The following is a 22,054-nucleotide window of genomic DNA, read 5'->3' as shown; positions in this document are numbered from 1 at the left end:
TTTATAGAACGTTTTCTTCCAAACAATGTATTTTTCTAGGGGAAGCGCCCCCGCTAGGTGACAGCCAGATCCACCACGGGAGGCCCCGATGAGTCTGTTACTGCTGTTTTCCGCCCTGAGCCCCGCCCTGGCCGCCGGTGCCATCGCGCTCTCGCCGCCCGCGCGTGGCGACTGGCGCCTGCGCCTGCCCGAGATCGCGGCGCTCATCGCGCTGGCGCTCGCCGCGCTGGCGGCACTCAACCTCTCGCTCAACGGGCCGACCACAAGCCCGCTTTTGGGCCTGGCCTCGGTCGGCTTCTCGGTGCGCACCGATATCGTCAGCATCGCCATGTCGCTGACCGTCGCCTTCGTCGGCTGGAGCGTCCTGCGCTTCTCGCGGGTGGCGCTTGATGGCGAGGCGCGGCAGCCGGCCTTCATGGGCTGGATGGCGGCGACCATCGCCTGCGTGCTGCTGCTGGTCAGCGCCGGGAACCTCTTGCAGCTGGTGCTGGGCTGGGTCGCGGTCGGCGTGACGCTGCACAGGCTTCTCCTGTTCTACCCCGAGAGGCCCCGGGCCCGGCGCGCCGCGCGCAAGAAGGCCATGAGCGGGCTGATCGCCAGCGCCGCGCTTCTGGGCGCGGGCGCGATCCTGATCGCCGGCTACGGCACCGGCGACATCGCCGAGATCAACGCCCAGGCGCGCGCCGGAACGGGCAGCGGGCCGATCTGGCTGGCCGCGCTGTTCCTCGCCGTGGCGGCGGTGTTCAAATCCGCGCTCCTGCCGGTGCACGGCTGGCTGACCGAGGTCATGGAGGCCCCGACCCCGGTCTCGGCGCTGCTGCACGCGGGCGTGGTCAACGCCGGGGGCTTCCTGCTCATCCGCTTCGCCGACGTGCTGCTGGCCAATCCCGGGGTGCTCGCGGTGCTTGCGCTGATCGGCGGCTTCAGCGCGCTGGTCGGGGCCGCCGTGGCGCTGACCCAGCCGGCGGTGAAGACGGCGCTGGCTTGGTCCACCTCGGCGCAGATGGGCTTCATGGTGCTGCAATGCGGGTTGGCGCTTTTCCCGCTGGCGCTTCTGCATATCGTCGCGCATTCGCTCTACAAGGCGCATGCCTTCCTCGCCTCGGGCGGGGCCGTGGGCGAGGTCACCGCGACCCGCCGGCCCGGCCCGGTCGCGGTGCCCGGCCTGGCCGCCGTGGCGCGGGCCTTCGGCCTGGCGCTGGCACTCTACCTGGCCGTGGGCCTTCTTTTCGGGATCACCGGCAAGCCGCCGCAGGTGGTGGCCCTGGGCGCGATCCTGATCTTCGGCGTGGTCTACCTGATCGCCCAGGGGCTGGCCGACCTCGCGCCCCGGGCGCTGACCTGGCGGACCGTGGCGATGTCGGTTGCGGCCACCCTCGGCTACTTCGCGCTGCAGGAAGGGGCGACGCTTCTTTCGGCGGCCACCCTGCCCGCGCCGCCGCCGCCCGACGGGCTGATCTGGGCGACCATCACCCTCGCCGTGGCCAGCTTCTGCGTCGCCGCGGTGGCCCAGACCACCTTCCCGCTCTGGGCCGGCCATCCGGCAGCGGCAGGCATGCGGGTGCACCTGATGAACGGCCTTTACCTCAACGCGCTGTCCGACCGGATGTCGGGCCGCTGGACCTCCAAGACGGGAGCGACCCAATGACCCTGCATATGACCTGGCCCGGCCCGGACCTCGAGCTTTTCGCCGCCGCCGAAGAGGCCATGCGGCAGCTGCCGCCCGCCTTCCCGCTGGAGGCCACCGTGGCGGTGAACCCCTGGCTCGGACAGACCGGCGAGGATCGGCTGACCGCGGCGGCCCGCATGGAACGGGTCGGCGGCGGGGCGCTCTTCACCCCGCGCACCGAGATCGCCTCCCGGATCGCCTCGGGCGAGATCACAAAGGCAGACCTTGCCGCCGCGGCGGCGGAGCATGGCGAGAGCCCCGAGGCCCTGGCCAAGGCCGCCGAGACCCCGCGTCCCGCGCCCGCCCCGGTGCCCTGCCTCGCCGACATCGCGGCCCGGCAGACCGGCGTCGACTGGCCCGAGCTCATCGAGGAGCGGATCGGCCTCTGGGCCGCGGCGCAGTTCGACCGGGGGCAGGCCTTCTGGCCCGCGCCCGGGCAATCGGCCTGGCCCTCCTGGCGGGCCTTCGCCGCCCGCGACCTGACGCCGGCGCTCGCCGGCCTGCCGGGTTATGCCGCGCGCATCGCGGAAAGCCCGAGCCACGCGCGCGCCGCCTTCGCCGAGGCCTGCGCGGCGCTCGACCTCGCGCCCGAGGCGGCGCCGGGTTACTTCCACCGGCTCCTGGTGACGCTCTCGGGCTGGGGCCAGATGGCGCGGCACCTCAGCTGGACCGCCGAGCGCGACGGCGGGCGGGACGACACGCTCTTCGAGATGCTGACCCTGCGGCTGACCTGGGAGGTCGCCCTGCTTGAAGCCGGGGGCGCGGTCACCGCCGAGGCCTGGGCCGAGGCGCGGGCGCGGTTCGCCGCGCCGCTCGTCCCCGACGCCGAGCTCAGCCGCGACGCCGCGCTGCAGGTGGCCTATGACCTCGCCGCCGAGCGGCGGCTGGTCACCGAGCTGGCCGAGCCTGCGCCCGAGCCCCCCGAGGGCCGGCCGGCGCTGCAGGCCGCCTTCTGCATCGACGTCCGCTCCGAGGTGCTGCGCCGGGCGCTCGAGGCCGCGGACCCCGGGCTGCGGACCAAGGGCTTCGCGGGCTTCTTCGGGCTGGCGGTGAAACACGCGGGCCATGCCTCGGACCTTTCCGAAGCGCGGGCGCCGATCCTGCTCAACCCCGGCGTCACCAGCGCCACGGCGGGCGAGGACCTGGGCGACCGCATCCACCTGCGCGCGATCCGCGCCTGGGGCCGGTTCAAGCGCGCCGCGGTCTCGGCCTTCGCCTTCGTCGAGGCGGCGGGCCCGCTGTATGTGGGCAAGCTGATCCGCGACGGGCTGGGCCAGACCGGAGGCAGTGCCAAGGCGCCCGCGCCGGTCCTCGACCTGCCGCTCGCCGACCGCATCGCCAGCGCCGCACAGATCCTGGGCGCCATGTCGCTGACCCGCGATTTCGCCCGGCTGGTGCTGATCTGCGGCCACGGCGCGACGGTGACCAATGCGCCGCACGCCAGCGCCCTGCAATGCGGCGCCTGCGGCGGCCATGCGGGCGACGTGAACGCGGCGCTCCTGGCGGGGCTTTTGAACGAGCCCGAGGTCCGCGCGGGCCTCGCCGAGACCGGCATCGCGATCCCCGAGGACACCTGGTTCCTCGCGGGCCTGCATGACACCGTGTCGGACCAGGTGACGCTCTTCGACGACGCCCTGCCCGCAAGCCATGCCGAGGATGCCGCGCGGCTGCGCAAGGCGCTCGCCAAGGCCGGCACCCAGGCCCGGACCGAGCGCGCGCTCAGCCTGCCGCGGGGCGCCGAGGACCGGCTGGCCGCGCGTGGGAAGGACTGGTCCGAGCTGCGCCCCGAATGGGGGCTCGCGGGCTGCCGGGCCTTCGTCGCCGCACCCCGCGCGCGGACCGCGGGCCGGGACCTCGGCGGGCAGGTCTTCCTGCACGACTACGACGCAAGCCAGGACCCCGAGGCCCAGGTGCTCGAGCTGATCCTGAGCGCGCCGGTGGTGGTCGCGAGCTGGATCGCGCTGCAATACCACGGCTCGAGCGTCGCGCCCGAGACCTTCGGCGCGGGCAACAAGCTCCTGCACAACGTGGTCGGCGGGATCGGCGTGCTCGAGGGCAACGGCGGGGCGCTGCGCGCCGGGCTGCCGCGGCAGTCGCTGCACGACGGCAGCCAGCTGCGGCACGGCCCGAGCCGGCTGCAGGTGGTGGTCGAGGCGCCGCAATCGGCGCTGACCGCGGTGCTCGAGCGGCAGCCGCAGGTGCGGGCGCTCTTCGACAACGGCTGGCTGTCGCTGATCGCGATGGACGGTCAGGGCCGGCTGTCCCGGCGCGACCCGGACGGCGGCTGGACCGCGCTGGATGGTGCGCCGGAGGCTGAGCGGCAGGCGGCGTGAGGGGGGGGAGTGAGGCGCCTCGTCCGCAGGGTCGGGCAGAGTGACCTCGCCCCAGCGTGACGGCTCGCCGGACGCGACGCCTTGAAGGCCGCTCGAGATGTGCATAAGCGATCCGCCTCGCCCGGGAGACCGGGCGGGGCATTTCCGTATCCGGCGACCTACCGACCGCTGTGACGGAGAACTTCCCAAGGGACCGTTGCACCTGTCCGCCGAGCTGCGCCGCCCGCTCACAGAGAGGGCGCGCGCCGGACCGGGGGCCGGCGCTTCTGAGATTTGAGCTGCGCGCTTAATCCCAACAAGGTCAGGGCTAGCGGTGAGCTAGGCACGCCACCCCAAGGAGCGCCGGCCCATCGGGCCGGTCCGGCGCGCGCCCGGCACCTTCGGTGCTATTCGGGCGCAGGTTGCGCGGGAGACTGAGGCTGCGCGTCGGGCACTTCGCCCGAGAGCCACCTCCCTCACCCCAAGAACCTTTTCCTCGGTGCAAGCATCCGCCTCCACAGCACAAGCGCAGGCGCAGACGCAGACGCAGACGCAGACGCAGACGCAGACGCAGACGCAGACGCAGACGCAGACGCAGACGCAGACCTGTGCAGCTCAACCGGCAACCTCTGACAAGCCACCCACCAAAACCCACACCCCACTCAGCTACACTCAACCCGCCAACTCCCTCACCTCCAAGCCCCCCTTGACCCCGGCCCCTCCGCCTCCCTAAGAGGCCACCCAAGGGCCGCCCCCCGCGATGGCGTCGCGGGGCCAGGGCCTTTCCCGAACCTTTCCCGTCCTGCACGCCCGGACGTCGCCCGCCCCCCGGCGGGCCCGACGTGATGAGGTCCAGATGACCGATGCGACCCAGGCCCCGGCCCGGCCGGGGCTCTCCGACACGACCCGGGGCATGGCGCTGATGGCGCTGGCCATGGCGCTCCTGCCGATCGGCGACACTTTCGCCAAGCTCCTGACCACAAGCCTGCACCCACTCGAGGTCACCCTCGCGCGGCTCCTGGCGCAGGCGCTCTTCCTGCTGCCGACCGCGCTGATCCTGCGGGCGCGGCTCAGGGGCGCCATGTTCTCGCCGGTGGTGGCGCTTTCGGGCGGGCTGGTCTGCGTGACGCTCGGCAGCCTGATCTGGGCCTTCTCGGTCATGCCCATCGCCACCGCCATCGCGATCTTCTTCGTCGAGCCCCTGATCTTGACCGCGCTGGTCGGCCCGCTCCTGGGCGAAAAGGTCGGCCCGCGAAGGCTCGCGGCGGTGGGCATCGGCCTCATGGGCGCGCTGATCGTGATCCGCCCGGGCGGCGGTTTCGGCTGGGCGGCGGCGCTGCCGCTGATCGCCGCCACGGCCTATGCGCTGAACATGATTGTCCTGCGCCGCGCCTCCGAGACGCGCTCGGCGCTGACGGTGCAATGCGGCGCGACGGTCTATGCCTGCCTCGGCATGGGGCTGCTGGTGCCGGGGCTCTGGGCGCTCGGGCCGCTCACCCCCGGGATCATGGGGCTCGGGCCCCAGGGCTGGGCGGCGGTCCTTGGCGCGGGCGCCTTTGCGGCGGCGAGCTTCGTGCTCATCGCCGAGGCCTTCCGCCGCGCCGAGGCGGGCACGCTGGCGCCCTTCCAATACCTCGAGATCATCGGCGCCACGGCGGCAGGCTACCTGGTCTTCGGCGATTTTCCCGACGGCTGGACCTGGCTGGGCATCGCGGTGATCCTGGGCTCGGGGCTTTACGTCTTCTGGCGCGAGCGGCAGCCGGCGATCCGACCGAGGCTCACCCCCGGCCGCCGCCGCAGCCGGCGCATCCGCTCGCGCTGAGGGTGGGGCGACGGGGCGCGGCACCGGCAGGGCGCGCCGCGGGGCAGGCCGCAGACATCGCGGGATTGGAAACCCGACGCTTACCTCTGGGTCACGAGGCAGCGGCAGCAAAGAATAACCGCCCCTGCCTACCCTTCGGCCGCGCCACCCGCCATCGCAACCCGCACCGTCTCGAGGTGGCGCGCCATGGCCTCCTGCGCGGCGCCTGCATCGCCCTGCGCCACCGCCTCGACGACCGCGGCATGCTGGTCGGAGTGCAGCCCGCGGAACTCCGCCACGCCGACCCGGCGGTAGGTGCGGTCCCATTCGCGCTGCCAGACCGCCCGGCAACGCGCGCCGGAGAAATGCCGCAGAAGCGCGATCAGCACCGGGTTGCGCGCGACCTGCGCCAGGGCCTGGTGGAAGGCATCGTCGGCGCGCTCCGAGGCGGCCCGGTCCCGCGCGGCTCGGCCCTCCGCCACCCGAGCGTGGAGATGCGCGAGATCCCCCGGCTCGCGGCGCAGCGCCGCCGCCGCGGCCACCTGCGGCTCCAGCAGCAGCCGGGCATCCATGAGCTCTTCCGGCGTCGTCGCCTCGAGCAGCAGGTGATCGCGCAGGGGCGTGCCGATGGGCGCGCGGCCCCGGAAGGTGCCCTGGCCGACGCGGCGCCAAAGCTCGCCCTCGGCCTCGAGCCGGGCCAGCGCGCCGCGCAGGGTCGCGCGGCTGCAACCGATGCGCGCCGCCAAAACCCGCTCGGTCGGCAGCCGGTCGCCCGGCGCCGGGGCCTCGACCTCGATCAGGGCGCGCAGCTGAGCCAGCGCACTATCCGTTCCGATCCGCATGGGGCCTGCCGCTCCTGTCCTCTCGCGCCAATTCAGCCCCGCGCGGCGCGCGCTGGCAAGGGCCAGCCCCTCAGACCAGGAAGAAGACCAGCGTCAGCACCGCGCCCACCGCGACGATGCCTGCGCGCAGCGGCCCGGTGTTGGTGATCCGCCGCGCCTGCCGCGCCCCGATGTAGCCGCCGAGCGTCGTGGCCAGCGCCAGGACCAGCGCCTGGTCCCAGGCGATCAGCCCCGCGCTGGCATAGGCCACGACCGAAACCGAGGAGAGCACCGCCGACAAGAGGTTCTTCAGCCCGTTCATCCCATGCAGGTCGCGAAAGCCGATGAGCCCGAAAAGCGCCAGCAGCATGATCCCGAGGCCGCCGTTGAAATAGCCGCCGTAGCCCGCGACCGCGATCACCCCGAAGGTCGAGATCCCCAGGCCCGCCGCGCCGCGCCCGCGCGCCTGCAGCGCGGCGATGAGCCGGGGGCCAAGCGCGAAGGCCAGCGTCGCGACCAGCAGAAGCCAGGGCACGATACCGGTGAAAGCCTCGCCCGGCGTGATCAGGAGGAGCCCCGCGCCGAGCAGCCCGCCAAACGCGGCCAGGATCACGATGGCCCGGAGCGAGAGTGCGCCCTCGGCGGCGATGTCCCGGCGATAGGCCCAGGCGCTGCCGAGATAGCCCGGCAGGGCGGTCAGCGTCGCGGTGGCATTGGCCATGATCGGCGGCACGCCGAGCCAGACCAGCGCCGGGAAGGTTAGGAGCGTGCCGCCCCCGGCGACCGCATTGACGATCCCGGCGAGGAGCCCGGCGAGGGTGAGAACGAGAAGCGACATGACGGGCGACCTCCTGCGCGGGACTGCACCGGGGTCTATGCCTTGGGTGGGATTGGTCTACAAATTGGTCTGGAAGTGGGAGGCGTTGGGGGCTTGGTGCGGGGAAGGCTTGGTCGGGGCTCGGCGCTGTGGAAGCGCGAGCCGGAGCGGTCACGATCCACGCGGTTTCAGGAGGCAGAGTGCGAGCCAACTCCCGGCGCGCCTCCCGCCGATGGAGCCCCGCAGCTCTGTCTATCCCTCGAAGGAGAGGGCCGCTCTCGCGCCCCTAACCCTCTACTTAACAACAAAAAAGCGGCTCCGAATCTCCCCGGAGCCGCCCGCGCGGCCCGACCCTCCGGCCGGACCGCCTATCCACTCAAGACACCAAGAGCCTCAGCCCACCAGCGCCCCGTCGTCGCGCTTGACCGCCACGATCGAGCTGCGCGGCAGGCTGTCGGGCCCGTCCGGGAAGGGCCGCCCGGGGTGCTGGATGCCCACGAACATCGTGCGGCGGTCGGTCGACCAGGTCAGCCCCGTGACCTCGCAGCCGTTCGGCCCGGTCAGGAAGCGGCGGATCTCGCCGGTCACCGGGTCGCCCGCGAGCATCTGGTTGTTGCCCATGCCGGCGAAATCGCCCTCGTTGCTGTCGTCGCCGTCGGTCTGGATCCAGATCATTCCGGTCGAGTCGATCTGCATGCCGTCGGGCGAGTTGAAGAGGTTGCCTTCCTTGATCGCCTCGCTGCCCGCATAGGCGTCGTCATGCACCATGGGGTTGCCCGCCATGACGTAGAGATCCCATTCGAACTCTTCCGACCCATGGTCGTCGCCCGCCGGGCGCCAGCGCAGGATCTGGCCGTATTCGTTGGTCTCGCGCGGGTTCGGCGCGTTGACGCTCATCGGGTCGCCGCCGGCGTTGGTGCGCACCGATCCGTCGTCGTTCAGCGCGCCGCGGCGGCTGTTGTTGGTCAGGCAGCAATAACCCTCGACGGCGACCGGGTTGACCGCGATCCACTCGGGCCGGTCCATGGTGGTCGCGCCCACGGCAGAGGCCGCGGTGCGGGTGAAGATGGCGATCTCGGCGGGCTCCATGCCGGTCGCCTCGGGGGTCAGCGCGGCCCAGCGGCCCGACATGTCGTCCTCGAAGACCGCGGCGTAAAGCTGGCCTTCGGAGAGCAGCGTCGAGGTGTCCCCGCCGGGCACATAGATGTCGCGCGAGACCCATTTGTACATGAACTCGCCGCGCTCGTCGTCGCCCATGTAGACCACCAGGCGGCCATCGGGGGCGAGCGCCGTGGCGGCGTTCTCATGCTTGAAGCGGCCAAGTGCGGTGTGCTTGACGGGTGTCGCCTCGGGGTTGGCCGGGTCGATCTCGACGATATACCCCGCGCGATGCGGCTCGTTTGGTGTGGTGGAGACGTCGAAGCGCGGGTCGTGCAGGTGGTAGTTGTAGCCCCAGCCGTCCGAGCCGATGCCGTAGCGCGCGTAACCCGCCGCCAAGGTCTCGTCCTCCGGCATCTCGCCGGTGGCGCCGAAGTAGCCGTTGAAGTTTTCTTCGCAGGTCAGATAGGTGCCCCAGGGCGTCCGGCCCGAGCCGCAGTTGTTCATCGTGCCGAGGCTGGTCAGCCCCTCGGGGTCGGCCTCGGTCTTCAACAGGTCATGGCCCGCCGCCGGCCCGTCGAAGCGCATCGGCGTGCGGTGATGGATGCGGCGGTTGTAGGGGCTGTCGACCACGATCGCCCAGCCCTCGGGGCCCTCGGCCAGCTCCATGACGGTGACGCCCTGGAGGTTCTGCAGAAGCTGCACCTGTTCGGCGTTTTGCGGGGTGCCGTCCTCGGTCTGCGGCAGGTTGATCTCATTGTTGGTGTATTCGCTGTTCACCACGAGGATCTCGCGGCCCGCGACGTGGAAAAGCTCCATGCCGTCGGTGTTCTCGCCGAAGACCCGGTCGGAGCCCTCGAAGGCCACGCCCGTCTCCGGGTCAAACTCCGGCGCATCCGAGAAGAGCTTGTCGCCCCAGCGCGCGGTGACCTTCCAGCTGTAGCCCTCGGGCACATGCACGGTGCCGTCGGTCTGGGCTGGGATGCCCTCGAAGGCAAAGCGCGTGGCCTGCTGGGCCATGGCACTTGTGCCCTTGAGGAACGCGGTGCCCATGACCGCCGCGCCCGAGCCGAAGGCCAGCGCGCCGCCCAGGAACCCCCGGCGCGAGACCGCGCGGTCGACCACCCGGTCGAACTCCTGCACCTTGGGCCGCGGGAAGGTCTGTTCGTCCCAATCGTCGGCGGACAGCTTGTTGCGATCGATGTCTTTCATGGCTGGCTCCCTGAGTTTCGCTGGCAGCGCCCCGGGGCCCGTGAGGTGGGGGCCCGGGACGGATGGGACTCAGCCTAGAGGGGAGCGAAGACAATTTTATGAAGAAGGGCGGGGATTTTGCCTCTGCGCGGAGGACCGCCGATGGGCCTTGGGTCGGTAGGGCGAACCCCTTGCCTCAACGACAGAAAACGCCGCGAGCCTTCCGGCTGCGGCGTGTCTGAATGACTGGTTGCGGGAGCACGCAACCGACAATACCGAACATGCTTGAGCTGCCTAGTCTGAGCGATCTGAGGTAGGCGCTCTGTATGGCCAAATCCAAGACTGCAAGAGCGCACACATCGCAGAGGACAGCGACGGACGGCAAGCGAAGCGAACCTTCGCTGCGCCATGCACCAACGTCTGCTCTGCGGGACCTTCCCGCCATTCGCGGAGTCCCAAACGAACGGCAGCGATACGCAGAGAGCGATTCCTACAGTGTCCCACTCTCTGGGTGCCAACGGTCCAAACACGGACGCCCACCATCGGCGATACCCTCGAAATGAAGCGCAGGAAGCAACACTCGTATTGACCTTACCCTTTGTCTCGTAACCACAAGAAGGTCGGCATCAGAGCAACTGCTTCAAGTGGATCACAGCGGTCAGATGCTATAGTACTCACGAGAGATGGCGCTTACAGGTGTCAGGCGCAATTGACTAAAGGTGCCACTGACCACACGAAACTGGACACGCACCAGCTTGCGACCATGGTCCGGATAGAGGATTTTGCATGTATCTTCCAGTCATACGGAAAGCAATTGGAGTGCTCGAGGAAAAGGCATTCTACCAGATAGCAACGCTTTACTTAGAGGGTCTAGGGTATACTGGTCTTTCTGTTGTTGACGGACCCGGGGATGGCGGAAGAGATGTAATATCCGATCGAAATGATTTAATCATTCAACTAAGTGTCCGGAAGGATTGGAAAAATAAAGTAAATGATGAGGCGGCCCGCGCGAAAAGTCAGGGATTGAAGCACATCGTTTACGTTACAAATAGAGCGATATCTCAATCTGTAGAGCAAGATTTCCTAACGTCCGAATATAAATTCGCCGGCGACGTGGATGCTAGTATTCACGACCTAAATAGAATTTCCACTTCCCTTTCCCGGCCGGGCTCGCTGTCTAAGACGCATGAAATTCTTCATCTTGAGATTCCTAAAGAAATAAGCGCTGACCCGAAAGAAGTGGCTTTAAGCTCAATGCTTCTTTTCTCAAATGAGGCGAGAGAGCTTCGCAAGGAAATAATTGATGTTAACGTCAAATCAATAATCCGACAGGAAGGAAGGATCGCAGAGGAACAGTTGGTGGCCGAAGCGTCTAAGGCGCTCCCTTGGGCGGTGGCTGATAGATTGGTAGAATCTTCAATTTCCAGACTGCGCGGCGCGGGCAAAATTGTTGGGAAGAAAACTGATATCAGTCTTTCTGAGGCGGAAAGCGAGAAGATGGACGTCGCGGAAAAGAACCTTCTGTCGGCTAGATTAATTGATATTGGATCAATAAAATCTGAGCTGGGACTGGAAGAGGATTCCGCAGAAGAACTGTTGAACTTGGGAATTGAAATACTGTTGCGTAACGGGGAGCTCAATGCATCGGGCGTTCGGGAGGAGGAGCTAAGGCATTTCATTTCTCAACATGACTTATCGCGTCGCCGCAATAAGGTTTATGAGTGCCTTGCGAAATGCGAAACCGCAAAGCTCAAGCAATATGGCGAAACGCTAGACCACATATGCAAGTCCAATACGTTCGATATTTACCGGGCGTTGGGGCGAAGGACGGATCTAACCGTTTTGCTTGATGCAAGCGTAGCAATGCCTATTTTGTGCGGCTTATCTTTCGGGCACGCGCGTTCGAGATATGGAACAGCCGCCGCGGCTCTAATTAAAGCCTGCAAATCTCACGGGATTAAGCTCGCAGTTCCGAAGAGCTATCTTAACGAAATGGCATTTCATGGAGGAAAGGCGAAAGCTTTTCAACCAGTTCATGAAGCTCTGCCTGATGTAGCTCGCTCCTCTTTGACAGGATCTGGCAACGCTTACCTTAGTCACTACACTCATATAGCGGATATCGAGAGGGAGCAGGGGCGGCAACTATCGCTGTTTGATTTTCTTTCGTACTTTGGAATAAGGGAAGGAGTCGGCCTACAAAAAATCGAGAACAGAATTGAGTCATTGCTAAATGACTTTGGAATATCAATTGTGCGAGATGGTGATTATGAGGTTGAGATATTTAAACAAATAGCGCATGAGAAACGGTACGACCCTCGAGTTCTGATTGAGCATGACGCTCGCGTCTGCACATACATTAGGGAGCACGATGACGCCGGGTACATTCTGGCAACTTGGGATAAGGTGGTCATAGATGTGGTCGAAGGCCTGTCTCGCGTATATGCGGATAATCCGGCTCGGGTAATTGACTTCTTGAGCATTTCAAATGGTATAAATGCAGATGATAATATGAACTACCAGCTTCTTACTTCTCTAATTCACGTCGATGAAAGGAAAAGTGAGGCGCTTTCTAGAGCAATTGAACAGTTGAAAACTGCCGAACAGGGTTATCAGGTTCGGATGTTGGCTGAGCAGGCTCGTTCAACTAACGGGCTCGGCTGGGAGCTAACTCCAGAAGATATCTACCCGTTGCTTGACGAAAGTGCGGAAGGTGAGGTGAGTGTTTCAAGTTAGTTTATCCGCGCAACGGTGACCCGTTGCGCGCCCCCTTCGAGATAATGGACATTCGCTCACATTCGGAGAGGGGAGGGAAGCAGTCGTTCGTTGCGTGGCATAAAGCCGCAGGTTAGCTGGAGGAAGGATAATCCCAAGCGCTCAATTACGAGCTGAGCTTTCAAATGAAAGATTAGGTCGCCGTCAACAATGCTCCAGCAAATCGATCAGGCGCAGATAACGATAATCGGAGGTCAATGACGGTTCGACTTCAGAAATCAGGGCAAGAATTTTCGGTAGCTCATACGGGAGGCGAGATAACCCGTTGGGTGTAACTCGGTGGATCAAATCGAGTGTTTCAATTGGGAAACGAGTAGTGATTGGTTCTCCTTCATTGACCTTACGGGTGAAGCGATAAAATGAATAGTCGTCGGTCTCGATTGGCACCAAGAACTTTTTAACAGCTTCATAGACTGCTGGGAAATCATCGCCTGTGTCGTCAAGCAGCCTGATCCAAGCTTTAACCGATCCAGAAGTCCGAAACTGGCGCTCTCTGGGCCAATCCTCGTTGACTAAGGGAACCACGTATTTGATCCAACCATCGTCGTTTTTCTGTCCCACAAGCCCCAACCAGAAAGTGAACCGATTGCGGGACTCTTCGGACATTGCCCTGAGAGCGGACTTCATCTCGGCCTTGGTAAGTCCGCCGGGTCATCGGGATGAAACACCCGCATGAAACCCAACCACTGAGCGGCCACTCTTGAGAGGTCACGGTCCCATGAGAATTCTTCGATCCATGGAAAAAGGTCGAGCATCAGGGGTTTAATGACTTTGGCCAGCGGGAGCCGAGGCACACGCCCACTGTAAAGCAAGCCATTCCATGCTGGCTCCGAGGCCGGGTGATCATAAGCTAACAGGGGGATGAGGCGCTCTTGGGTCCAATCCGGGTCAATGTACATCAGCCAGTTGAGCTTTCTTGTCGCTGTCGACACAGCATGATCGGAGCCTTCGCCTGGTGCTGCGAACAGTCGTTCCAAGCGGGCCTTAATGTGGTCAGGAACTAAGGAACCGGCTTCCTGCTTCTCTCCGGGTACAGCGTGGAACAATGCCTCCGCACACATTCCCAATGGGCCGTCGATTGCATGGCCATATGTGCGCCTGGATCGTTCTATAACCTCTCCACCCATGCGGACCTCGCCACGACCACTTGCAGCGGCATCCGCTCCACCACTCAGGGTGCCATCAACCACATGATCAAAAACGGTCCAGCCCAGATCGTCGTCGAACTCAAGCAAGTCGACCAGGTTCTGTTCCAGCCACCGAGCCAATGTATGACGGAGCTCAACAACGATTGGGTGCGGAAGGCGAGCAACGCGATGCAGGAAGACCCTTCTGAGCCGGGGAGCGATGTCTGAGGGCAACTCGTTGATTATTGCTGACCAGAATGCCAGTGGGAAGTCACCGGTTTTCCCGGCAATGGTTAGGGCGCAAAGGGCTTTGCGGGGATTTGCCCTTACCAGGCCCGTAAAGGGTCGGCGCTCGGTGAAACTACCGAAGTCGCGCTTCAGGTCTTCTTTTGCCTTTGTAATGACCTCGTTGACTGGAAGGTCGAGAACAGCGTCTGGAGTTTCGTCCGTTCCGACCCAAGACGTATGCACGCCCGACAGTATCACCGTCGACGTTGCCCAACCATCATGCCAATTTTGAATCCCCGCGATGATTTCCGCCAACCGCGTAGCCGAAGCATCAGGTAGATCGCAGCCATTTAACTGAAGGTAACGGCCGTAACTGGCGGCAATCTGATCACGGAATGCCGGGTAATCGTCCTCTGACTGGTGGTCCATCTTGTCAGGGCCAGCAAGGATACGTTCAGCTATGACCTCCTTGCTGTCATCCGTGAACTCATCCCACCGATCTACCAGGGCGAAGAGAAGTTCGCGCACCACTTCGTTGTCCCAGAACGCGGTCTGATCGAACGTGGAGATGATCTCGGCGGCGTCGTTAGCATCGAAAAGGTCAGGCTTCGACAGCGCATAGAGCTTGAGCTTACGAAAGAAATACTCGTTGCCTTCGTCCCAAAGCATAGCATGAGCCAATGCCCGTTTGGCGTCGAGCGCCACGATCCGGTTAAAGAGTTCGATGAACAGAAGAAATGGTTCAGAAGAATCACGGTACTGCTCCCCGCCGTCGGTTTCCCGTTCCGGGTAGCATGTAGGCGTGGTGAAGTAGGACACACCAAGGTCAGACAGCATCCCAGCCGCAGTGGTGAAATGGTTGTCCAAAAGGCGAAAGACAGCGTACAGGTCCTCATCCGGCACCACCAGGTCCTCGTTATGTCGCTCAAGATACTTGATCTCGAACCGAGCGATCTCGTCGAACCGAAGTTCACCCCACTCGGATGTGGGCGGCTTGTTCTCATGCAGGCCCACGGGCCGCTTGATGTTTAAGCATGGTTGGGCTGCGTGTTGGAAGTCACGGAGAACGCTGGGGACCCAACCCTCTTCGGCAATGCGCTTTTTCAGGTCGTACCATCGCCCGTTCCACCGACGGTTCCGAGGATCCCGGTGGTGTTCCAATATCAGGTTCCAGATTTGTCAGCAGTTCCCGTCAACTTCCTTCGATTGGTCGAGGTGCCAAGCAATGTGGTCGATGAGGCGAGGATGCAGGCCAAGTTGACGAGCCGCCCACCAGGCGACCACTGGCGCTTGGAGTGACTTTCCGATCCAGCGGACGAGATGCCACAACCGGATTGGCATTGCCTCATGGCCTTCTACTTGGCGCCCTCCGAGGCGGTGAAAATCGGGCGGGTTGTCGTCGCCACTCCGCCATTCGAACAGGTTATCGTTTCTGGTTCCCCGTCTGAAATCCTCATCACTGATCGGAACAAGATCATCATCGAGGCCATATGCCTGCACGGGATCGAACTCTTCGGCATCTTCCCCGTATCCGCTGCACTTCTTGGCATTGCGAACGAATGCATCGAGTACGCAAACCCACTCCGGGTGTGGTGATGGTTCGGCGTCGGCAAATGCCTTGGCTCCTGGAACGGAACGCAGGACATGGGCGACCTGCCCACGCTCGTGCGGTGATATCTCCTTCGGGTCACGTTCCGCAGAAGCGACGACCCGGTTCCGCCAGGCACGTGGGTCGTCAGCCCGGTCAGCCCAAGCTTCCATAGTCTGCCATAGGTGGCCATGATCTTGATAGGCGATGGCAGTTACGCCCCGATCTCGCCACTTGGCTTCAATTTCCTCCGGCTCCCCTCGGTCGAATGCATAGAGGCGCGTTCGGTCGAACTGACCATCATGGTTGAGCCCTTGAAGGAGGTACTTCACGGGCGGGTCTTCGGCCTGATACCCGACAAGAACGACGGTATATCGTTCCAGCAGGCCGCTGATGAACTTTGTGGCCCATGCCTCGGACAGATAGGCTCTGCCGAAATCTGCACTGCTCAGCACGTAGGGGTGTTGGGTCGCGTCTGGTGCAACAAGTCGCCCGTGTAGATAGGTGATACTATCAATTGGTGATCCGAAAGTCAGATCAGGGAACGCCGGAGGAATATGGACCGGGATGCTGCCCGCTTCGTCGCTAAGTTCGAACAGGTGATCGAAGTTCGTCGTCACGATCTGAGGAACGCCACTCTGGTTCGAAGATATCCGTTTCAACAGGCTGTGTTCACGACCGATGGTTGCCGCAGTTGATGGGAGCAGCAAACGCTCTGTTACCAGTGCGTTGACCTCATCCCGACCATACTCCTGGTGCAGAAGGTTGAATATCTGGTCTAGGGGAACATTTGCTGCTGTTGGATCGGTTCGCCAGGGGGCGAATGCCTTCATGATCTCCGAGCTTTCCGGTGGGTCGAAGAAGTCGATCACGTGCTCCGTAAGCCCAAGAAATGTTGGCATCCCCGAATTGAATGACACTCCGGCACCACAGAGGAAGACAACACGACCGGCGTCGCAGCGCTCCAGGAGGAGATCGGGAATAGAAGGGCCGTCAGAAAAAAATCGCATGTTGGAGATTTAATGATCGTAGCCAGCTCTGCCAGCAATGGCATTGTGAAGTTTTGGCACAGTGGAACTTGCTCAGTCTATGGCGTTCCGCAGAACAAAAAAACTTCGCGAATGGCAGATCTCATAACTGCCGCACCGCGCCGTACTCGGCAATGGCTATTGTCCGCAAAGGGCCGTTCGCGTCAGTCCGGCAGCCGCGAGTCCCTGACTTTGCAAAGCCTGCTTCCTGCGCATCGCCGCCGCTCGTGCAGCACGCAGCGAATGGCCGCTCTCCGCCCTTTTTTGCATGACATAGCAACGTCGCGTTGCGACCCTTCTTGACAATGCCCGCCGCCGTTGAGGCGTCGACTAGGCATTTGCAGCTCAAGGCAGAAAGGTCCGCCTTCTATCATTCATGTCCCGAACTGCCGCGCGAAGCACGAACGGGCGGTTTGTTGAAGCCGCGATGCGAGCGACAGTATCGAGACCAGGGTCACCTGCATGCCGCCAGCGCCGGTTCGAATAATTAAGACCTGTCAATAGTTTTTCGCTAACGCTTTCAGACCAATGTGTCCGCCACGTCCACCCTGCCCCTTGGCAGGTCGCCTCTCTCAGTGTACCGCTAGATCCCACTATCAACCACCAGCCTGACTGGCTGGGCCGCTAGGAGCAGCAGGCCACTGAGCCAGCAGCACCGCGACGATGATCTGGGTCTCTTTCGAGGCCTGAGGTTGTATGTCTTGGGTGCGCTCCTGACCGAACTTTCGAGATCATTGTCGAGTGCGGTTCCGAACAAGGAACTGTTCCATGACGTGCTCTTCCTCGCCCAGCAAAGGGCGATCATACTCTCCTGACAGCTCGACCTCATTGAAGCAGCTTGTGCGCTTGCTCGCCCGCGAGGCAGCGCGCGCGGATGTTGCAACGCGTTGCAACGACGAAGCTGGGGAGGCGTGAATGATCGACCTCCCATACCCGAGCGACGCGACCTTTCTGACGGTGAACGAGGTCGCCGAGTTGTTTCGAACGACCCCGAAGACCGTTCGACGCTGGATCAAGAACAGAGACCTGCCTGCTACGCAGATCGGTCGCGGCTGGCGCATCGCACGCAGCGACTTGAAGCAGTTGGCAGCAGACCGCGGCAATGGGGCGATACACCATGCCCTGTAAGGTTCTGTCATTGAACGCTTTTCAGGAGGTTCGGGACGATAAAGCCACCAACTATGGCTACAAATCAACGGCTTGTCTTTCCCGAATGTCCGCTCGTGGACCCCCAAGGACGCTTGCCCCCCTCTGTTTCCCCTTTCCTCCACATAGGAGCCTGACATGGCGCTCGATACCAACAAACCGAACACACTGGCTGATGTACTGGCCCTGCTAAACGCAGACGCTTGCACTGGGCCCAATGAACACCGCGACCAGACATCGGCCATTCCGCGGATTTCAGAGATGCTGCACCGGAGTCCCGGCGATCTGCCGGCTGGCGTGACGCAGCTGCGCCCCCTGATCTCCAAGCTGCATGCTGTCCAATGCGGCGTCTCGTCAAAGACCCTCTCCAACATCAAGAGCAACCTGACGAGCGCGCTGAAGTCTGCAGGGGTTATTCCGGCAGAGCACGAACCGATTGATCGCACTGATGCTTGGAACGCGTTCCTGAACAGCGCGCCGTCCGATCACCAGCGCTGGGGTCTGGCTCGGTTTGCAGATTTCTGCTGTGCGCATCAGATTGCGCCAGAGAACGTGGATGAAGCGGTATTTGAGCGGTTCTTCAAGTATCTTGACGAACGCCTTCTTGCGCGCTCGCCGCGCGATGTATGCAAAGTCTCTGTTGAGACTTGGAACTATCTGATTGCGGTTAACAAGTTACCCTTCTCGCGAGTAGCTTGGGGGGCAAAAAGGCGGTTCAAGGCTCGCCGTCTTTCAGACTATCCACAATCGCTGCAAGACGAGATCGCTTCCTATATAAGTCGCTTGGAACACAGTGATCTTTTCGACGAAGAGGGTCCGGACAAACCGCTCCGCCCAACAAGCATTCGCAATATTGAAGCTCATATTCGCCAGCATCTCGATGCTCTTGTCAGCGACAGCATGCCTATCGAAGACATGCAGAGCCTCAAAGACGTGGTGACACCGGAAACGGCAAAGCGTGCGTTCAACTCCATGCTACGACGGCGGGGTAGCAACGCAATTCCCCCTGGTTTCGCGAACATCGCCGCGACGCTGACTGCAATCGCACGCCATCACCTGAAGGTGCCCGAGCCGGAGGTGCAGCAATTCATCACTATTAAGAAGCGTCTCGCAACGAACCCGCGTGGCATGAGCACCAAAAACAAGGAACGCCTTGGGCAATTCGAGGACTGGCAAAACGTAATCCGCGTCGCCACCCTGGCACATGTCTTAATGGACCGAGCCAATGAGGATCCGACAAGTCGCGAGAGTGCCTTGGCCGCGATGCATGCGGCAACGCTCGGGGTTCTCCTTTCCTGCCCGATGCGCGCGCAGAATGTCTCATCGCTTGACCTAGACCGTCACCTGAGGCCGCAAGGCCACGGCGCAGCGTTGCGTTACGGAATTCGCGTGGAGGGTTCGGAGGTAAAGAACGGCGAACCCGTTGAAGTAAAACTGAACGCGAAGATGTCGCGACTCTTGGATCGATACATTGTGCAGTTTCGTCCGATGTTGACAGAGCACGAGAGCACCGCGCTCTTTCCCCGGCGCAGCGACGGCCGACCGCGCAAGCCTTCCAACTTCTCCGCTCACCTTAAGGAAGTGATCGAACGCGAGACCGGTCTTGTGATGCACATGCACCTCTTCCGGCATTTCGCGGCCTACCTGTATCTCAAAGAGCGTCCTGAGAATTTCGAGTTGGTCCGCCGGTTGCTCAAGCACAAGCGCCTTCAGACCACGATGGATTTCTACGCCTCCCTCTCTAACCAATGGGCGCACGATCATTACGATCAGGTGGTGCTTTCCAAGATTGGGGGTTCCGATGATTAAGCAAATCCCCCTTGTCTTAAAGTTCCCCGACTGGCCAAAGCTCGATCAGCACGCCTGGGCCGCATTCTTCGCAGAAGGCGGCCTCTTCGACGACACAGGCCCTTTCCAAGGTTGGTCGGAAGGCAGCCGCCTAAAGCGACGACAATCCTACGGGCAATGGCTGTCATTTGTCGCGAGGACCGATCCTGCTGCGTTAGAACTTTTTCCCTCGGAACGGATCACCCAGGAGCGTGTGGAGCGTTACCTAGAAGAGTGCGAGGTGCGCCTGAAGACCCGGTCTTCAGCAGGTTTGATACTTGACCTCTATGTCTTGGCGCAAGGCTTCGCCCCGAGACTGATTGGGCTTGGCTCGACCGTGGAACGCGTCGCCTACTGAGCCGCTCGCATCTTGAGCAGCTGCAAGAAGCCCCTCCCTTGACTGCCCAGACGATCTGGCGCTGGAGCCTGCAGAGGATGGCCGATGTCCAAGCGGACCAAGCACCTAGCGACATGGAGCGCGCAATATGGTTCCGCCAAGCTCTCATGATCGGCATTCTTACAGCGCGCCCAGTTCGGCGGCGCACTTTGCTCAGCATGAATGTAGACGGGCATCTGGATCGTCACGCGAGCGGCTTTAGGCTCAAATTCTCAGCCGAGGATATCAAGGATCGAAAGGCCCGCGATATGCCGCTTCTCAACGCGCTGGTTGACCCCATGGATGCATATCTCAGCCGCATCGAAGTGTTTTACTCAGCGGCAAATCTTCATCGGGATTATGGATTAGCCAATACGGCAAACCTCTCACCTCAGATAGCTTTTCGCGTGAACTGCCCAAAGTCACCGAGCGGCATCTCGGCGTCCCGATTCGCCCACACGCCTTTCGACATGTCGCTGCCACCTCAATTGCTGCGACGGATCTAGAGCACGTCAACATCATCCGCGACCTTCTGGGGCATGCCACGCTCGACATGGCCGAGAAGCGCTACAATCGCGCCAGCGGCATCGCCAGTTGCAACCGGTTGCAATCGATAGTGAAAGATATCCGCAAGGATATGCCTAAAATGGGGCGGGCCAATCAAAAGCATTCGCGCCGGAGACGGTACGAGACGAGCAGATAGGAGGCCCAAAATGCGCGCAGCAATCTATGCCCGCTATTCCACCGACCTTCAGAGTGACGCCTCCATTGAGGATCAAATTCGGCTCTGCCAGCGACTGGCGGATCAAAACGGCTTGATCACGGTTCAGACTTATTCTGACGCGGCGCCCAGCGGTGCGTCTCAGCTCCGCCCTGGGTATCAGCAGCTTCTCCAGGATGCGCGGACAAGCCAGTTTGATATCGTCTTGGCCGAGGGCCTAGACAGGTTCAGCCCAGACCAAGAGCACATTGCGGCCTTCTACAAACAGATGGTGTTCCACGGGATGTCCGTGGTTTCCGTCTCGGAAGGCCTCGTCTCCGAACTGCATATCGGACTGAAGGGCACGATTAGCAGCCTCTTCTTGAGCGATCTCGCGCAGAAGACAAGGCGGGGCCTGGAAGGCCGAGTGCGAAGCGGCAAATCGGCGGGTGGCATCACCTATGGCTACGACGTCGTCCGATCCCTCGAAGAGGACGGCAATACGACTCGCGGAGAGCGGCGCATCAACCTGGGTCAGGCGGAGGTCGTGCGCCGCATATTTCGTGACTACGCCAAAGGCGTCAGCCCACGCAGCATCGCCTCCGCTCTGAACGAAGAGGGTATTCCCGGTCCGCGCGGGACATGGGGCGCATCAACGATTCACGGCAATCAAAAGCGCAGAACCGGGCTTCTGAACAACGAGCTTTATGTCGGAAAGCTCATCTGGAACCGCCAGCGCTTCGTCAAAGACCCAATGATCGGCAAGTGTCAGGCTCGCCTGAACCCGCCTGAGAGATGGGTCATCGAAGACGTACCAGAAATCAGAATTCTCGATGACGATCTCTGGGCGTCGGTCAAAACCCGCCAATCCGAGACCCGCAAAGTGGCGATCAGCGACGGCTTCAACCGGACCAAGCGAGCCAAGCATTTTTTTCCGAGCTTCTGACCTGCGCAAACTGCGGCGGGGGTTACATCCTCATAGGTAAAAGCCATTACGGCGGCGCCAATGCACGCAACAAAGGCACCTGCGAGAACATGCTCACCATCCGGAGGGATCGATTAGAAAGCCGCGGCCTTCGAGGGCTTAAGAACCAACTCATGGCACCTGAGCTGGTTGCTCAGTTCACCCGCGCCTATCAGGGAGAGTTCAATCTCCTGAGCAAGCAACGCGAACGGGACCGGGCATAGGCAGAGTGCGACCTCACTAAGGTGACGGATCAGATCGACCGCGTGGTGGAAGCAATCGCAGGTGGCATGTTCCACGAGAGCATGAAGACGAAGCTTGGTAATCTCGAGGCCCGCAGAAACGAACTCGAAGCAATGATCGCAGATGCGTTCGACGAGAACCCAGTCTTGCTGCACCCTGGCTTGCCCGACCGCTATCGTGAGGAAGTCTCGCTGCTCACCGAGACGCTCAACGCGGAGACCACTAAGGCGGAAGCCATGACGATCATCCGCAGCTTGCTCTTGGACATCCGAATGATCCCAGACGACGACGCTCTGAGCGTCGAACTCGTAGGCGAGCTCGCGGGGATTTTGGCGCTTGGCGCCCC

The 22,054-nt window shown here is 62.6% G+C and carries 15 protein-coding genes and 1 pseudogene; 10 read left to right on the top strand and 6 right to left on the bottom strand.

Annotated features, from left to right (window positions below; genetic code table 11):
* The first annotated feature begins 88 nt into the window (after nt 1-88).
* The 3 genes from LR948_RS08560 (at nt 89) to LR948_RS08550 (ending at nt 5,803) form a co-directional block, all read left to right on the top strand.
* Nucleotides 89-1,648, top strand: a complete 1,560-nt coding sequence (locus LR948_RS08560) for a proton-conducting transporter membrane subunit (protein WP_232753587.1) — start codon at nt 89-91, stop codon at nt 1,646-1,648.
* Nucleotides 1,645-4,002, top strand: a complete 2,358-nt coding sequence (locus LR948_RS08555) for a YbcC family protein (protein WP_232753586.1) — start codon at nt 1,645-1,647, stop codon at nt 4,000-4,002. The genes LR948_RS08560 and LR948_RS08555 overlap by 4 nt, the downstream gene beginning before the upstream one ends.
* Before the next feature lie 835 nt (nt 4,003-4,837).
* Nucleotides 4,838-5,803 carry a DMT family transporter gene (locus LR948_RS08550; RefSeq protein ID WP_232753585.1) on the top strand — a complete coding sequence of 322 codons (966 nt, stop codon included), beginning with the start codon at nt 4,838-4,840 and terminating at the stop codon, nt 5,801-5,803.
* 128 nt (nt 5,804-5,931) lie between these two features.
* Here the strand turns inward: LR948_RS08550 and LR948_RS08545 are convergent, their stop codons facing one another.
* From LR948_RS08545 to LR948_RS08535, 3 genes are all read right to left on the bottom strand, one after another.
* The gene (locus LR948_RS08545) at nt 5,932-6,624 is read right to left on the bottom strand and encodes a FadR/GntR family transcriptional regulator (protein ID WP_232753584.1); all 693 of its coding nucleotides are present in this window, start codon (nt 6,622-6,624) and stop codon (nt 5,932-5,934) included.
* A gap of 70 nt (nt 6,625-6,694) precedes the next feature.
* Nucleotides 6,695-7,441, bottom strand: coding sequence for a sulfite exporter TauE/SafE family protein (locus tag LR948_RS08540; protein ID WP_232753583.1), 747 nt, complete (start codon nt 7,439-7,441; stop codon nt 6,695-6,697).
* A gap of 372 nt (nt 7,442-7,813) precedes the next feature.
* A complete protein-coding gene (locus LR948_RS08535) occupies nt 7,814-9,730 on the bottom strand; it encodes a PhoX family phosphatase (RefSeq protein WP_232753582.1) in 1,917 nt (638 codons plus the stop codon).
* A gap of 765 nt (nt 9,731-10,495) precedes the next feature.
* On the opposite strand from LR948_RS08535, the gene LR948_RS08530 reads away from it, so the two are divergent.
* Nucleotides 10,496-12,442, top strand: coding sequence for a hypothetical protein (locus LR948_RS08530; RefSeq protein WP_232753581.1), 1,947 nt, complete (start codon nt 10,496-10,498; stop codon nt 12,440-12,442).
* A gap of 183 nt (nt 12,443-12,625) precedes the next feature.
* Here the strand turns inward: LR948_RS08530 and LR948_RS08525 are convergent, their stop codons facing one another.
* The 3 genes from LR948_RS08525 to LR948_RS08515 all read right to left on the bottom strand — a co-directional run bounded on the left by LR948_RS08525 (nt 12,626) and on the right by LR948_RS08515 (nt 16,296).
* Nucleotides 12,626-13,108: a hypothetical protein gene (locus LR948_RS08525; protein WP_232753580.1), complete on the bottom strand. Its 483-nt coding sequence runs from the start codon at nt 13,106-13,108 to the stop codon at nt 12,626-12,628.
* The gene (locus LR948_RS08520) at nt 13,105-14,850 is read right to left on the bottom strand and encodes a hypothetical protein (RefSeq protein WP_232753579.1); all 1,746 of its coding nucleotides are present in this window, start codon (nt 14,848-14,850) and stop codon (nt 13,105-13,107) included. Before LR948_RS08520 ends, LR948_RS08525 begins: the two co-directional genes overlap by 4 nt.
* A 165-nt stretch (nt 14,851-15,015) precedes the next feature.
* On the bottom strand, nt 15,016-16,296 hold the full coding sequence (locus tag LR948_RS08515; RefSeq protein ID WP_232753578.1) for an SIR2 family protein: 1,281 nt from the start codon (nt 16,294-16,296) through the stop codon (nt 15,016-15,018).
* A gap of 1,071 nt (nt 16,297-17,367) precedes the next feature.
* Between LR948_RS08515 and LR948_RS08510 the strand changes: the two genes are divergently transcribed.
* The 6 genes and pseudogenes from LR948_RS08510 to LR948_RS08485 form a co-directional block, all read left to right on the top strand.
* A complete protein-coding gene (locus LR948_RS08510) occupies nt 17,368-17,580 on the top strand; it encodes a helix-turn-helix domain-containing protein (RefSeq protein WP_232753577.1) in 213 nt (70 codons plus the stop codon).
* Nucleotides 17,581-17,736: 156 nt separating this feature from the next.
* Complete coding sequence (locus tag LR948_RS08505; RefSeq protein ID WP_232753576.1) at nt 17,737-19,407, top strand: site-specific integrase; 1,671 nt, start codon at nt 17,737-17,739, stop codon at nt 19,405-19,407.
* Nucleotides 19,400-19,783, top strand: coding sequence for a hypothetical protein (locus tag LR948_RS08500; protein WP_232753575.1), 384 nt, complete (start codon nt 19,400-19,402; stop codon nt 19,781-19,783). The genes LR948_RS08505 and LR948_RS08500 overlap by 8 nt, the downstream gene beginning before the upstream one ends.
* A gap of 325 nt (nt 19,784-20,108) precedes the next feature.
* Nucleotides 20,109-20,504 carry a tyrosine-type recombinase/integrase gene (locus tag LR948_RS19005; protein WP_370634926.1) on the top strand — a complete coding sequence of 132 codons (396 nt, stop codon included), beginning with the start codon at nt 20,109-20,111 and terminating at the stop codon, nt 20,502-20,504.
* A gap of 10 nt (nt 20,505-20,514) precedes the next feature.
* A complete protein-coding gene (locus LR948_RS08490; protein ID WP_232753573.1) occupies nt 20,515-21,447 on the top strand; it encodes a recombinase family protein in 933 nt (310 codons plus the stop codon).
* Between the two features lie 263 nt (nt 21,448-21,710).
* Nucleotides 21,711-22,054: pseudogene (locus LR948_RS08485) on the top strand (recombinase family protein); the annotation flags it as partial.

This window comes from Roseivivax sp. GX 12232 (assembly GCF_021272185.1).
In the GTDB taxonomy this organism is placed as follows: domain Bacteria; phylum Pseudomonadota; class Alphaproteobacteria; order Rhodobacterales; family Rhodobacteraceae; genus Roseivivax.
This window is presented reverse-complemented; position numbering and strand designations above follow the sequence as displayed.